We start from the raw sequence: 13,395 nt of genomic DNA, 5'->3' as shown, positions 1-13,395 counted from the left end.
CAGTTCCTCGGAACCTGGCATGAGCGAGCCCCTTCAGCTGTTTTATGAAGGGGCTCGCTCAGTCATTCGGGTGACAGCTGTCCGGCCCCGGCGTGCCGCCGGGGCAGGGTGGCGTCGTTGCGGATTGGCTTGGGCGGCCTGCACGGCTACCGGTACGGCTCACAGGGCAGCTCCCGCTGATCGCTGTCCACTGGTTGCGCGGAGGTTTCCACAGATGGCACAGATCGCATCCCAGCTCGTCGGCGCGCTGGAGGGCCTGGTCGGCACCCGGCTGCCATTCCGCCTGCAGGCGTGGGACGGCAGCGTGGCCGGCGCACCCGAGGCGCCGCTGCTGGTGCTGCGCAACCGGCGGGCGCTGCGTCGGCTGCTCTGGGCTCCCGGTGAGCTCGGGCTGGCCCGCGCCTACGTCTCCGGCGACCTCGAGCTCGGCACGGCCGAGGACATCTACGAGGTGCTGGCCGAGGTGGCGCACTTCGTCGAGCGCCCCGAGGTGCGCGGACTGCACCTGGGCCTGAGCGACCTGACCGGTCCCGCCGGCCGCCGGGTGATCGGCGCGCTGGCCAAGGCGGGGGCGCTCGGCCCGCAGCCCGCGCTGCCGCCCGAGGAGGCGCGCCAGGAGGGCCGGCTGCACAGCCGCACCCGGGACCGGGCCGCGATCAGCCACCACTACGACGTGGGCAACGAGTTCTACCGCCTGGTGCTGGGCTCCTCGATGGTCTACTCCTGCGCCTACTGGACGCCGCAGGGCAAGAGCCTGGAGGACGCCCAGTTCGCCAAGCTCGACCTGATCTGCCGCAAGCTCGGTCTGGAGCCCGGGATGCGGCTGCTGGACGTCGGCTGCGGCTGGGGCTCGCTGGTGCTGCACGCGGCCGAGCACTACGGCGTGCAGGCGGTCGGGGTGAGCATCTCCGCCGAGCAGGTGGCGCTGGCCCGCGAGCGGGTCGAGGCGGCCGGCCTGGCCGACCGGGTGGAGATCCGGCTGCAGGACTACCGCGAGATCCCCGACGGCCCCTACGACGCGATCTCCAGCGTCGGGATGGCCGAGCACGTCGGCGCCGAGCAGTACCGGGTCTACGCCGAGGGCCTGTACCGCTTGCTCACCCCCGGCGGCCGGCTGCTCAACCACCAGATCGCCCGCCGCCCCAGCCTGCCCGGCGAGCCCTACGTCCCCAGCGCCTTCATCTCCCGCTACGTCTTCCCCGACGGCGAGCTGGCCCCGATCGGCAGCACCGTCTCGCTGCTCGAGGAGGCCGGCTTCGAGGTGCGCGACGTCGAGTCGCTGCGCGAGCACTACGCCCTGACCCTGCGCGAGTGGGTGGCCAACCTGGAGGCCGGCTGGCCGCAGGCGGTCCGCCTGGTCGGCCGCGGCCGGGCCCGGGTCTGGCGGCTCTACATGGCGGCCTCCGCGCTCGCCTTCGAGGAGAACCGGATCGGCGTCAACCAGGTGCTGGCCGTGCGCACCGGCGACCGCGGCGCCAGCGGCCTGCCCGCCACCCGCGAGCAGTGGCTGACCCGCCCCGCCGCCGAGCCCAAGTCCCCTGAGCTGCGGGTTGCGATCGCAGGGCCGGGAGGGGGCGAGGGAATGGATTTGGGAGATCGGCCATCGGTCCGCTAATCTTTCAGTGCGGCAAGGGCCTATAGCTCAGACGGTTAGAGCGCTTCCCTGATAAGGAAGAGGCCACAGGTTCAAGTCCTGTTAGGCCCACCTGCGAGAGCGCCCCGGATGGTTCACCATCCGGGGCGCTTCTGTCTGCGCGGACGGTGAGGAGCTGGGGTGCGGGTCGGCTACGCGTGTGCGGCGGCGCCGGGGGGTGGCCGGGCGACGCTGGAGAACCAGGGCCCGGGGGCGGTCGTCGAGGCCGTGCGGGAGGCCGAGCTGGCCGACCCGGTGGGCCGCTTCCCCGGCAAGCGACATGACGATGCCACGGTGGCGTTCGGACGGCCGGGCCTGAGCGGCTGAGCGGCCCCGCTGGGCCACCGGGTCGGTGACCCGGCCGGGTGTCGGCTGGTCGGGTGGTGTCGCGGACAACCGCCAGGCCGTCAAAGTGTCAGCCCCGGCGCCCGGTTGAGCCGCCGATAGCCGGTCTCGAACAGGACACGGGTGTGTATCATCGGCCGCAGGGCGGTTTGGGTATTCGACCGCCGGTTACGTGCACATCCGAGGCTCGCAGCCCCGACCGCCCCACGGTCGGGACCCTTGCAGGCGAGCCCCCCCATTGCTGAGAAGGACGAGGTCCCGCGGTGAAGAAGCTCCTCCTGGTCGCCCTGGTCGCCCTCGGCGGCTTCTTTGTCTACCGTCAGGTCCAGGCCGACCGTGCCGAGCAGGACCTGTGGACCGAGGCCACCGACCCGATCCCGGCCGGCCGCTGACCCGGACGGCAGGCCGAGGCTCGGGCCCGGCGGCCTGAGTCCGACGGGAGGTCCGGACCGGACCTCCCCGATACCGGCCTGCCCTGGCGCGGGCCGGAACCAGCGCCAGCTGGGATACCTGCGCACGATCGTCCGGCGGACCCGGTACGCTGTTTCCCGACGGCGCCCGGTGCACCGTCGCGGGGCTTTAGCTCAGTTGGTAGAGCGCTGCCTTTGCAAGGCAGATGTCAGGAGTTCGAGTCTCCTAAGCTCCACAGCGAAGTGGCACAACGCCGATGGCCGACCTGGAACCAGGTCGGCCATCGGCGTCTGTGCGTCCGGTCCGCGTCCGGTGGGTGCCCGGTCCGCGTCCGGTGGGGCTGAGGCCGGGTCAGTGCGGCTTGCGTGGGTCGTGCGGCTTGGGGCGGTCGTGGTCCTCGGAGCCGGCGTCGGCCTGGTCGTCGGCGTCGGTCGGGCCGGAGCCGTTGAGGGCGCTGGTGCCCGAGGCGCTGCCGGCGCTGGCGGTGGCGCCGCTGACCGGGTGCACGGCGTTCGGCGGGCCCTGCACCTCCGGCGGCTCGATCAGCCACTCCGGCTCGCTGCGCTTGCGCCACCAGGCCCAGATCAGCACCCCGCTGCCGACGGCCACGGTGCCGGCCACGGCCAGCCCGGTGGTCAGGCCGCCGCGGTGGCTCTTCTTGGCGTTCCTGGCGGCCAGCTTCTCGATCTGGCCGGCGGTCACATTGCCGTGCAGCGCCGTCAGCGCGGCGGCTCCGCGGGTCTGTGCCTCCAGGACCACCGGCGTGGCGGCGGCCCTGGCCTCCTCGATCGCGCCGGTCACTCGGGGCAGCGTGCTGCTGCGGGCGTGCGCGGCCGCCCGGTCGGCGGAGAGCTTGGCGGCCAGCGCCGCCTCCTGGGCCCGGTGCACGGCCCGAAGGGTGTTCTGCTGGGTCTTCGGCGGCAGCGCCGCGAAGGCCTGCTCGACGTGTGGCGCCACGTGCTTCACGTAGCCGACCCTGGCCGAGTGGGCGGCCTGCGCGGTGCCCACCTTGGCCTGTCCGGCGGCCGCCTCGAGGCGCGGGCCGAGCGCCTCCAGCGCCGGTCCGATGCGCTGGCGGGCCTCGTCCGCGTAGTGCGTGGCGGTGTCCTTCGCGGTGGCGGCGTACGGCGCCAGCGTGTCCAGGGTCTTACCGGCCGTCTCACGTGCGGTGTCCAAGCGGGTCACAGGGATCCTCCTCCTGGGGGCGTCGTCTAGGCACATATCCACCTGGTTCGAGATCATGCATCCCGATTTGTCCCTTTGCATGGCAGGCTGGGCCGTCTGCCATGATGCAAAGGTCACTGACCATGAGAAGGAAGGCACCTGTGGTGGCCGAGGACCTGTTCGCGACCCTCAAGACGAACCACGGCGACATCGTGGTGAAGCTCTTCCCGAACCACGCTCCGAAGACGGTGTCGAACTTCGTCGAGCTGGCCGAGGGCAAGCGCGAGTGGACCCACCCGGAGACCGGCCGCACCAGCACCGACCGGCTCTACGACGGAACCGTCTTCCACCGGGTGATCGAGGACTTCATGATCCAGGGCGGCGACCCGCTGGGCCGCGGCACCGGCGGCCCGGGCTACCGCTTCGCCGACGAGTTCCACCCGGACCTCGCCTTCACCAAGCCGTTCCTGCTGGCCATGGCCAACTCCGGCCCGGCCACCAACGGCTCGCAGTTCTTCATCACGGTGGCCCCGACCACCTGGTTGACCCACAAGCACACCATCTTCGGTGAGGTCGCCGACGAGGCGAGCCGGCAGGTCGTCGCCGAGATCGCCGGGGTCGAGACCGGCGCCAACGACCGCCCGGCGCAGGACGTGGTGATCGAGTCGGTGGAGATCAGCCGCCGCTGACTGCTGTCGGCGCCGCCACGGCGGCAGTAGCCTGGACGGTCCCGGTGGTCCCACGCGCAGCGCGGCGGCCCCGGGACTTGTCATGAGGAGGACGAGGCGCGATGGTCCAGGACGAAGCCAACGGGCCGGCCAGGCCGGCCGGGCCCGGGCTGCCGCGCTGCTACCGGCACCCCGACCGGGAGACCGGGATCAGCTGCTCGCGCTGCGGGCGGCCGATCTGCCCCGAGTGCATGATCGACGCCTCGGTCGGCTTCCACTGCCCGGAGTGCGTGCGCGGCGAGCGGGCGCAGACCAGGGTGCCCACCACCCGGTTCGGCGGGAAGCTCACCGGTGACGGGGCACTGGTCACCAAGATCCTGATCGGGATCAACCTGGCGGTCTTCCTTGCCGCGGCCTACGTCTATCCCCAGCTGGCCGGGGACAAGTACCACGTCGGCCTCTGGGAGCTGTTCAGCGGCGTCGGGCAGTCCGGGACCAGGTACGGCGTGGCCGCCGGTCCCGGGCAGTGGTACCGGCTGCTCACCGCGGTCTTCCTGCACCAGGCGCTGTTCCACGTGGGCTCCAACATGCTGGCCCTGTGGTGGATGGGCCCGACCCTGGAGCGGGTGCTGGGCCGGCTGCGTTTCCTGGCGCTGTACCTGGTCTCCGGGCTGGCCGGCAGCGCGCTGGTCTACCTGGTCTCGGGGGACGGGGTGCGCTCGCTCGGCGCATCCGGAGCGATCTTCGGCATCTTCGGCGCCTCCGCCGTGCTGTTCCGGGCGGCCAGGCAGCCGATCGGCCCGATCGTGGCGCTGATCGTCTTCAACCTGGTGATCACCTTCTCGGTGCCGGGCATCGACTGGCGGGCGCACGTCGGCGGCCTGGTGGCGGGGATCCTGACCGGGATCGGGATGATGCACGCGCCCCGGGCCAACCGGAACCTGGTGCAGGCCGGGACGGTGGTGCTGATGCTCGCCGCGATCCTGGGCATGGTGCTGGTGGAGACCGCCCGCCTGACGGGCTGAGCAGCCGGTCCGCCCGAGTGGCCGGTCCGCAGGCGGAGCCGGTCCGCACAGTTGTCCACAGTTCGCAGTGGGTCGCACACCACTTGTGCCAAACTCGTCTACGCGTGTCCAGCTGTACTGTCAGGAGTCAAGCCGAGAGTTATCCACAGACCGGGTCGACTTTTCCCCACTGTGGATAACCGTGTGGATAAGCGGCTCGTAGGATCACGGCTGGTCCGGGCGCGCACAGCACGACGCACCGCCCCACCACCGGTCGGTGAGGCGGTACGAGACGGACCGTCAGCGGGTGGCCGTTACTTCCACTGGGTGGACACGCCGAAGCCCGCGGCGATGAAGCCGAAGCCCACCAGGATGTTCCAGTTGCCCCAGTCCTGCACCGGCCAGCTGCCGCTCGTCACGTAGTAGGTGACGATCCAGACCAGGCCGATCAGGAACAGTCCGAGCATCACCGGTGCCACCCAGCTGCGGCCGGAACTGATCTTGACGGCGGTCGCCGTGGCCGGCGGGGTGTAGTCGGACTTCTTGCGGAGTCGAGACTTCGGCACGAGGGGTTCTCCTGTCGATGCGCTGTGAAGACCGCGCAGGGTGCAGCGGGGCGGGGCGGCTGTGGGAACCGGGTCCGTACGGGAGACCTGGAAGGGTACTCCGCACATGCCACCGGCGTCCGTTAGCGTAGTGGCTCGCCGGGTCTTAAGGAGATAAGGGTACGGTGCCGAATTCCGAGATTTCCGGGGATCCCGCCCCGAACCCCCCTCCCGGGCCCCGCGGCTCCACCCGAATTGTCGGGCGTGCCCTGACCTGCGGCGTCTTCGCCCTGGCCGGAGTGCTCTTCTACGTCAGCGCGCACGCCGCCCGCGGCATCGACCTGCGCTCGGACAACTCGCTGCTGCGGCTGAGCGACGTGATACAGCAGCGCAGCGACCAGAACCAGCAGGCCCAGTCCGCGCTCTCCGACCTGCAGCAGCGGGTCGACCAGCTGGCCAAGCAGCAGGGCCGCAGCCCGGCCGACGCCGATCTGCTGGCCAAGCTGCGCCAGCAGGCCGGCCTGGACCCGCTGCAGGGCCCCGGGCTGACCGTCACGCTGAACGACGCGCCGCCCGGCGCCACCGCCCGGATCCCCGGCGTGCCGGAGCCGGGCGTCAACGACCTGGTGATCCACCAGCAGGACATCCAGGCCGTGGTCAACGCGCTGTGGCGGGGCGGCGCGGCCGGCGTCCAGGTGATGGACCAGCGGCTGATCTCCACCAGCGCGGTCCGCTGCGTGGGCAACACGCTGCTGCTGCAGGGCCGGGTCTACTCGCCGCCGTACGTGATCAGGGCCGTCGGCAGGACCGCCGACCTGCGCGCGGCCGTGGACGCCGACCCGTCGATCCGCAACTACCTGCAGTACGTCGCCGCCTACGGCCTGGGCTGGAAGCTGCAGGAGAGCGGCGAGCTGAACCTGCCCGGCTACACCGGCACCACCGACCTGCACGCCGCCGTTGGGCAGTAGCCAGGGTTTCCCCAGGGTTCGAGGTCTACTCTGGTGCCCCACGGCCATCACCAAGGGAGGACCATGTACAGCTGGATCTGGCGCCATCTGCCGGGGAACACCCTGGTGCGCGCCGTCATCTCGCTGCTGCTGGTCCTCGGCGTGGTCTACCTGCTCTTCCAGTACGTCTTCCCCTGGGCGGAACCGCTGCTCCCCTTCAGCGACGTCACGGTGGACAACGGCGGTGGCACCGGCTGACCGGCCGACGCCGGTCCCCGCCGATCCCCCCGCACCCTTCGCACCTTCCGGAGACAGCACGCATGGCCTCGCCCGTCACCGCCCCGCGGATCCTCGTGGTCGACAACTACGACAGCTTCGTCTTCAACCTGGTCCAGTACCTCTACCAGCTGGGCGCCACCTGCGAGGTGGTCCGCAACGACGAGCTGACGGTGGCTCGGGCGACGCCTCGGGACGGCGACCGCGGCTACGACGGCGTGCTGCTCTCCCCCGGCCCCGGCACGCCCGAGGAGGCCGGGGTCTGCATCGAGATGGTCCGGCACTGCGCGGCCACCGGCCTGCCGCTGTTCGGCGTCTGCCTGGGCCTGCAGTCCATCGCGGTGGCCTACGGAGCGGTGGTCGACCGGGCGCCCGAGCTGCTGCACGGCAAGACCTCACTGGTCACCCACGAGGACGGCGGCGTGTTCGCCGGCCTGCCCTCGCCGCTGACCGCCACCCGCTACCACTCGCTGGCCGTCGAGCCGGCCACCGTGCCGGCCGAGCTGGTGGTCACCTCGCGGACCGAGAGCGGTGTCATCATGGGCCTGCGGCACCGGGAACTGCTCATCGAGGGCGTGCAGTTCCACCCCGAATCGGTGCTCACCGAGGGGGGACACCGGATGCTCGCCAACTGGCTGGCCGAGTGCGGCGACGAGCAGGCCGTCTCCCGTTCGGCCGGGCTCGCCCCGGTGATCGGCCGGGGCTGAGGTGACGGCGGTGCGTCCGGAGGGGCGCCAGGACGAGTGGTACCGGCCCGAGCCGGAGCCCGAGCCCGACGGCTGGGGGGTGTACCAGGAGCCCGGGTCGGGATCCGAGTACCCCTGGCTGGCCGACCAGACGCTGCAGCTGCGGACCATAACGCAGCCCGGCACCGAGCCGGACGACGGCTCGGCGCCGCCGGTCGGCCGGGCCGAGCGGCGGCGCGCGGCCCAGGGGCGGATGTCGGTCCGCTCGGGCAGCGGGCGCCGGCGGGCCGCCGGGCGGCCGCAGCCCGGGGTGCGGCCCAAGGAGTCCAAGCGGGTGATCGCCGCCCGTGTGGTCGGCGAGCTGTGCATCACGCTCGGTCTGGTGATGCTGCTCTTCGTCACGTACCAGCTGTGGTGGACCAATGTGCAGGCCGACGCCTCGGCCGACGGCACCCGCAACCAGCTGGAGCAGCAGTGGACCAACCCCAGCGGCGGCCCCGCCACGCCCGCCCCGGGCCAGTCCGCGCCGCCGGCCGGCGTCTTCGCGCCCGGTCAGGGCTTCGCGATCCTGCACGTGCCCAAGATCGGCATCACCTACCCGATCGCCGAGGGCACCGACAAGGAGAAGGTGCTGGACCACGGCCTGGTCGGCCACTACACCGGCACCGCGATGCCCACCGACGCGGCCGGCAACTTCGCCGTCGCCGCCCACCGCACCACCCACGGCCAGCCGTTCCGCAAGCTCGCCCAGCTCTCCCCCGGTGACAAGATCGTGGTGGAGACGGCGACCACCTACTACACCTACGAGGTGGCCGGCGGCATCCCGGAGACCCCGCCGACCAATGTGACGGTGCTTCAGGCGGTCCCCAAGGGCTCGCCGTTCACCCAACCGGGTCGTTACATCACGATGACCACCTGTACGCCGGAGTTCAGTGCCCGGGGTCGGCTGATTGTCTTTGGCAAGATGGTGGATGAACGACCCAGGAGCCAGGGCCAGCCGCCCGCGCTGACCGGCACCTGACCCTCCAACAGGGCGGAGTCGGCGTGAACCACCAGCAGGCTGGACAGTCCCGGGCCGGACGGTGCCGCTGGCGGCTCGCGCTCGGCCTGCTGGGGGACCTGCTGCTCACGGCCGGCCTGGTGGTGGCGCTCTTCGTCGGCTACTCGCTCTGGTGGACCGACCTGCTGGCGAACCGTCAGGTCGGGCAGGACGCGGGCCGGCTGCGCCAGTCCTGGACGGCTTCGGCCGCCCCCGGCGGGCCGGCCGCCCCGCCCGCCTCGGCCGCGCCCACCGCGCCCGCCGGGGAGGCGGCGCCGGCCTACCAGGCGGGCGACGGGATCGGCTTCCTGCACGTGCCCGCGATGGGCCGCGACTACCAGGTGCTGATCAAGCTCGGCACCTCCCCCGAGGTGCTCAACGAGGGCGTGGCCGGCGTCTACCAGGAGCCCTACGCCGCCGCGATGCCCTGGGACCCGAGCGGCAACTTCGCGCTGGCCGCGCACCGGGACGGCCACGGCGCCAAGTTCCACGACCTGGACGCGGTCGGCAAGGGCGACGCGGTGGTGGTGGAGACCCGGGACCGCTGGTACGTCTACCGCGTCGACGCCGTCCTCGACCAGACCACCAAGGAGGACGTGGGCGTCGTCGCCCCGGTCCCCGAGAAGGCCGGCTACACCCAGCCGGGCCACTACATCACCCTGACCACCTGCACGCCCGTCTACACCTCGCGCTACCGGATGGCCGTCTGGGGCAGCCTGGTCCGGGTCGACCAGGTGGACGCACGACGAACCCCGCCGCCCGAGCTGCGTGCCGGGTGACGGGGTTCGTGGGCTCAGCTGCCGCGGCTACCTAGGGCGTCGGGTTGGTGGCGCCCCCGAAGGGGGGAAAGCCGACGGTGCCACCGTTCCCTTTGGGATCTGCGGCCTTGGTGGTGATCTGGATGTTGGTGCCCGGGTCGACCAGCTGGTTGGGGCCGGGGTTGGTGAAGACCACCACGGCCTTGTCGTCGCTGGGGCCGGAGAAGGTCCAGGCGGTGAAGCCGGCGGCCTTGAGGGCCGCGGTGGCCTCCTTGACCGTCTTGTTGGTGACGTCGGGGACCTGGGCCTTGGCCGGCGGCGCGTAGACGGTCAGGGTGATCTTGGCGCCCTTGGCCGCCTTGGCGTTGGCCGGCGGGTTCTGCGCCGCGACCGTGCCGACCACCTGGCTGGGGTTGGTGCTCGGGGTGGTCTTGCTGGAGTCCACCGCGAAACCGGCCTCGGTCAGCGTCCCGGTGGCGACGTCGGTGGTCTGGCCGACCACGCCGGGCACGTTCTGCTTGGCCGGGCCCTGCGAGATGGTCAGGGTGACCGGGCTGCCCGGGTCAGCCTTGGTACCGCCCGGCGGGTTCTGCGAGATCACCGAGTCCAGCGGGACGGTGTCGTCGCTGGCGTACTGCGGGCTGCCGACGGTGAAGCCGGCGTCGGTCAGCGCCTTGGTCGCGGCGTCCTTGCCCTGGCCGGTCACCGAGGGGACCGGGCTCTGGCCGGGGCCGCTGGACAGCTGGACGGTGATGGTGCCGTTCTCGGCGACCTTGGTGCCGGCCGCCGGGCTCTGCTGGCAGACCAGGTCCTTGGCCACATTGGCGCAGGTGGTCGCCTCGCCCTTGACCACGGTGAGCTTGGTGCTCACGTTGTGCGCGGCCGCGGTGGCGTCGTCCAGGCTCTTGCCGGTCAGCGTCGGCACGTTCACCTGGCTGGTCGAGTTGCCGCCGCCGCCCTTGAACATCGCCGAGGCGACGAAGAAGGAGCCGACCAGGACCAGCACCGCCGCGACGGCGAGGATGATCCAGGAGGTGTTGCTCTTCTTCGGCGGCTCCTCGCGGCGGCGCCCGGAGCGCGGGCCGTCCTCGTAGCCGTCGTTGCCGCCGCCGGCCCGGGGGTCGTCGTAGCCGTTCTGGCCGTAGCCCTGCTGGCCGACCTGGGGGAGCATCGCGGTGGGCGCGCCACCGGCCTGCGGCAGCAGGTTGGTCTGGCCGTACGGGTCGTGCTGGGCCGGGTAGCCGTTCTGGTCGTAGCCGTAGCCGCCCATGCCGTAGGCGGCCGCCTGCTGGGCGGCGGCGACCGGCAGGCCGTCCAGGAAGCGCTCGATGTCGTCGCGCATCTCGTCGGCGCTCTGGTAGCGGTAGTCGCGCTCCTTGGCCAGCGCCTTCAGCACGATCGCGTCGACCTCGGGGCGCACCTCGGGGTCGTAGCTGGACGGCGGCTGGGCGTCCTCGCGGACGTGCTGGTAGGCCACCGCGACCGGCGAGTCGCCGACGAACGGCGGGCGCAGGGTGAGCAGCTCGTACAGCAGGCAGCCGGTGGAGTACAGGTCGGAGCGGGCGTCCACGGTCTCGCCCTTGGCCTGCTCGGGCGAGAGGTACTGGGCGGTGCCGATCACGGCCGAGGTCTGGGTCATCGTCATCCCGGCGTCGCCCATGGCGCGCGCGATGCCGAAGTCCATCACCTTGACGTTGCCCTGCCGGGTCAGCATCACGTTGGCGGGCTTGATGTCGCGGTGCACGATGCCGGCCCGGTGCGAGTACTCCAGCGCCTGCAGGATGCCGATGGTCATCTCGAGCGCGCGCTCGGGCAGCAGCCGGCGCCCGGAGTGCAGCAGCTCGCGCAGGGTGGACCCCTCGACGTACTCCATCACGATGTACGGGATCGAGATGCCGTCGATGTAGTCCTCGCCGGTGTCGTACACGGCGACGATCGCGGGGTGGTTCAGGGACGCCGCGGACTGCGCCTCGCGGCGGAAGCGGGCCTGGAACGACGGGTCACGGGCCATGTCCGCCCGGAGCGTCTTCACTGCGACGGAACGGCCGAGCCGGGTGTCATGGGCGAGGTAGACCTCGGCCATGCCGCCGCGCCCGAGGACGCCGCCCAGCTCGTACCTGCCGCCGAGGCGACGAGGCTCTTCCATAGTTCCGACCCTCTCCCTCACCGGGCGGTGAGGATATGACGTAGGTGTCCCCGCACGTTCCTGTAGTGACGCTTGCGCTCGCCACGGTGGTTCTGTGACGCCGATCCCAGTCCCGCCCCGGGGGGCAGGACCGAGCGGCGGGTACACCCGCTGCTCGCGGATACGCTACCGGTCGGCGTGGCGACAACTCGACACGCCCGGCAGCTGAGACCAGACCGGTATCCGTCAGCCAGTATCCGCCAAAGCCGCTCGGACCGGCCCTACCGGCCGATCGCCGCCTGCATGATCAGCTTGGCGACCGGTGCGGCCAGGCCGCCGCCGGAGATCTCGCCGCGCTGCGCGGAGCCGTCCTCGACCACCACGGCCACCGCGACCGGGGTGTCGGCGCCGACCTTGGCGTAGGAGACGAACCAGGCGAACGGCAGGCCCTTGTTGTCGGTGCCGTGCTGGGCGGTGCCGGTCTTGCCGCCGACCTCCACGCCGTCGATCCGCGCGTTGCGGCCGGTGCCGTTCTGCACCACGTCGACCATCATCTGCTGCAGCTTCTGCGCGGTGGCCGGGCTGACCGCCTGGCCCAGCTGCTTCTCGGCGTGCTTGGACAGCGTGGTCCCGCCGGCCGAGCGCTCCTCGTCCACCAGGTAGGGCTGCATCAGCTTGCCGTTGTCGGCGATCGCGGCGGCGACCATGGCCATCTGCAGCGGGGTGGCGGCGGTGTTGTGCTGGCCGATCGCGTCCATCGCGGTGCCGTCGGGCGTGGAGTCGGTCGGGTAGACGCTCTTGGCCGAGCGGATCGGGATGTCCACGGTGCTGTTGAAGCCGAACTTCTCGGCCTGTGCCTGCAGCTTCTCCTTGCCGAGGTCGGCGCCGAGCTTGCCGTAGACGGTGTTGCAGGAGATGGTCAGCGCGTGCTTGAGGGTGGCCTGGCCGCAGTCCTCGTCGTCGCTGTCGTTGTGCAGCTGGGTGCTGGTGCCGGGCAGGATGTACTGGTCCGGGGTGTCGGTCTGGTCGTCCGGGTTCTGGTACTTGCCGGTCTCGAAGGCGGTGGCGGCGGTGACCAGCTTGAAGGTGGAGCCGGGCGGATAGGTCTGGCGCAGCGCCCGGTCCAGCATCGGCTGGTTCTGGTCGGCGTTGAGGGCCTTCCAGGCGTCACCGTCGGCGCCGGAGGTGCCGGCGATGGTGTTCGGGTCGTACGAGGGGGTGCTGACCAGGGCGAGGATCGCGCCGGTGCGCGGGTCCAGGGCGACGGCGGCGCCCTTCTTGCCGCTCAGCGCGTCGAAGGCGGCCTTCTGCACCTTGGGGTTGATCGTGGTGACCACGTCGCCGCCCTTGCGCTGCTTGCCGGTCAGCGCGTCCAGGCTGTTGCGGAAGAAGAGCCGGTCGTCGGTGCCGGCCAGCACGCCGTTCTCGAGGTTCTCCAGGCCGTTGGAGCCGAACGCGGACTGCGAGGTGAAGCCGGTGACCGGGGCGTACATGGCGCCGTCGGTGTAGCCGCGCTTGTACTTGTACAGGTAGCCGTTGGTGAAGTCGGACCGGGTGATCGGCTGTCCGCCGGCGATGATGTTGCCGCGCGGGTACGAGTACTGGTCGTAGACGGTACGGCGGTTGTTCGGGTTCTCGGCGTAGCTGTCGGCCACCACGCCCTGCACCCAGTTGGTGCGCAGCAGCAGCGCGAAGATCAGGACCATGCAGAAGACGGAGACCCGTCGGATGGGCTTGTTCATGAAGACGGATCCCCTCCCCTTTCGTTCCCGGTTCACTCGCGGCCGAGAGCCA

At 71.4% G+C, this 13,395-nt stretch carries 14 protein-coding genes and 2 tRNA genes; 12 read left to right on the top strand and 4 right to left on the bottom strand.

Features of this window, described 5'->3' with window-relative positions; genetic code table 11:
- Positions 1-214 precede the first annotated feature (214 nt).
- The 5 genes from BR98_RS22470 (at position 215) to BR98_RS22455 (ending at position 2,624) form a co-directional block, all read left to right on the top strand.
- A complete protein-coding gene (locus BR98_RS22470) occupies positions 215-1,615 on the top strand; it encodes an SAM-dependent methyltransferase (protein WP_035847211.1) in 1,401 nt (466 codons plus the stop codon).
- A gap of 16 nt (positions 1,616-1,631) precedes the next feature.
- Positions 1,632-1,705, top strand: a tRNA-Ile gene (locus tag BR98_RS22465).
- 69 nt (positions 1,706-1,774) lie between these two features.
- On the top strand, positions 1,775-1,960 hold the full coding sequence (locus tag BR98_RS22460) for a hypothetical protein (RefSeq protein WP_035847210.1): 186 nt from the start codon (positions 1,775-1,777) through the stop codon (positions 1,958-1,960).
- Positions 1,961-2,241: 281 nt separating this feature from the next.
- Positions 2,242-2,370 carry a DLW-39 family protein gene (locus BR98_RS41510; RefSeq protein WP_211786189.1) on the top strand — a complete coding sequence of 43 codons (129 nt, stop codon included), beginning with the start codon at positions 2,242-2,244 and terminating at the stop codon, positions 2,368-2,370.
- A 181-nt stretch (positions 2,371-2,551) separates the two neighbouring features.
- A tRNA-Ala gene (locus BR98_RS22455) sits at positions 2,552-2,624 on the top strand.
- A 116-nt stretch (positions 2,625-2,740) separates the two neighbouring features.
- Here BR98_RS22455 and BR98_RS22450 read toward each other — a convergent pair.
- Positions 2,741-3,574: a DUF5324 family protein gene (locus tag BR98_RS22450; protein WP_051970061.1), complete on the bottom strand. Its 834-nt coding sequence runs from the start codon at positions 3,572-3,574 to the stop codon at positions 2,741-2,743.
- 143 nt (positions 3,575-3,717) lie between these two features.
- Between BR98_RS22450 and BR98_RS22445 the strand changes: the two genes are divergently transcribed.
- Both BR98_RS22445 and BR98_RS22440 read left to right on the top strand, forming a co-directional pair.
- Positions 3,718-4,242, top strand: a complete 525-nt coding sequence (locus BR98_RS22445) for a peptidylprolyl isomerase (protein WP_035853425.1) — start codon at positions 3,718-3,720, stop codon at positions 4,240-4,242.
- A 101-nt stretch (positions 4,243-4,343) separates the two neighbouring features.
- Entirely contained in the window at positions 4,344-5,246 is a 903-nt protein-coding gene (locus tag BR98_RS22440; protein WP_035847209.1) for a rhomboid family intramembrane serine protease, read from the top strand.
- 293 nt (positions 5,247-5,539) lie between these two features.
- Here the strand turns inward: BR98_RS22440 and crgA are convergent, their stop codons facing one another.
- Entirely contained in the window at positions 5,540-5,791 is a 252-nt protein-coding gene (gene crgA, locus BR98_RS22435) for a cell division protein CrgA (RefSeq protein ID WP_035847208.1), read from the bottom strand.
- Positions 5,792-5,955: 164 nt separating this feature from the next.
- On the opposite strand from crgA, the gene BR98_RS22430 reads away from it, so the two are divergent.
- The 5 genes from BR98_RS22430 to BR98_RS22410 all read left to right on the top strand — a co-directional run bounded on the left by BR98_RS22430 (position 5,956) and on the right by BR98_RS22410 (position 9,497).
- Positions 5,956-6,738, top strand: coding sequence for a DUF881 domain-containing protein (locus BR98_RS22430; RefSeq protein ID WP_083976842.1), 783 nt, complete (start codon positions 5,956-5,958; stop codon positions 6,736-6,738).
- Between the two features lie 63 nt (positions 6,739-6,801).
- Positions 6,802-6,975, top strand: a complete 174-nt coding sequence (locus tag BR98_RS40450; protein WP_035847206.1) for a hypothetical protein — start codon at positions 6,802-6,804, stop codon at positions 6,973-6,975.
- A gap of 62 nt (positions 6,976-7,037) precedes the next feature.
- Complete coding sequence (locus tag BR98_RS22420) at positions 7,038-7,700, top strand: aminodeoxychorismate/anthranilate synthase component II (RefSeq protein ID WP_035847205.1); 663 nt, start codon at positions 7,038-7,040, stop codon at positions 7,698-7,700.
- A 10-nt stretch (positions 7,701-7,710) separates the two neighbouring features.
- Positions 7,711-8,700 (top strand): class E sortase, encoded by a 990-nt coding sequence (locus BR98_RS22415; protein WP_324606684.1) that lies wholly within the window; start codon positions 7,711-7,713, stop codon positions 8,698-8,700.
- Positions 8,701-8,723: 23 nt separating this feature from the next.
- Positions 8,724-9,497, top strand: a complete 774-nt coding sequence (locus tag BR98_RS22410) for a class E sortase (RefSeq protein WP_035847204.1) — start codon at positions 8,724-8,726, stop codon at positions 9,495-9,497.
- Positions 9,498-9,528: 31 nt separating this feature from the next.
- Here the strand turns inward: BR98_RS22410 and pknB are convergent, their stop codons facing one another.
- Together pknB and BR98_RS22400 are read right to left on the bottom strand one after the other, a co-directional pair.
- Positions 9,529-11,622: a Stk1 family PASTA domain-containing Ser/Thr kinase gene (gene pknB / locus BR98_RS22405; protein ID WP_035847203.1), complete on the bottom strand. Its 2,094-nt coding sequence runs from the start codon at positions 11,620-11,622 to the stop codon at positions 9,529-9,531.
- 260 nt (positions 11,623-11,882) lie between these two features.
- On the bottom strand, positions 11,883-13,343 hold the full coding sequence (locus BR98_RS22400; RefSeq protein ID WP_035847202.1) for a peptidoglycan D,D-transpeptidase FtsI family protein: 1,461 nt from the start codon (positions 13,341-13,343) through the stop codon (positions 11,883-11,885).
- Positions 13,344-13,395: the final 52 nt, after the last annotated feature.

It is taken from the genome of Kitasatospora azatica KCTC 9699 (genome assembly GCF_000744785.1).
Classification (GTDB): Bacteria; Actinomycetota; Actinomycetes; order Streptomycetales; family Streptomycetaceae; genus Kitasatospora; species Kitasatospora azatica.
The sequence above is the reverse complement of the archived record's forward strand: the minus strand, read 5'-3'. Positions and strand labels throughout refer to the sequence as shown.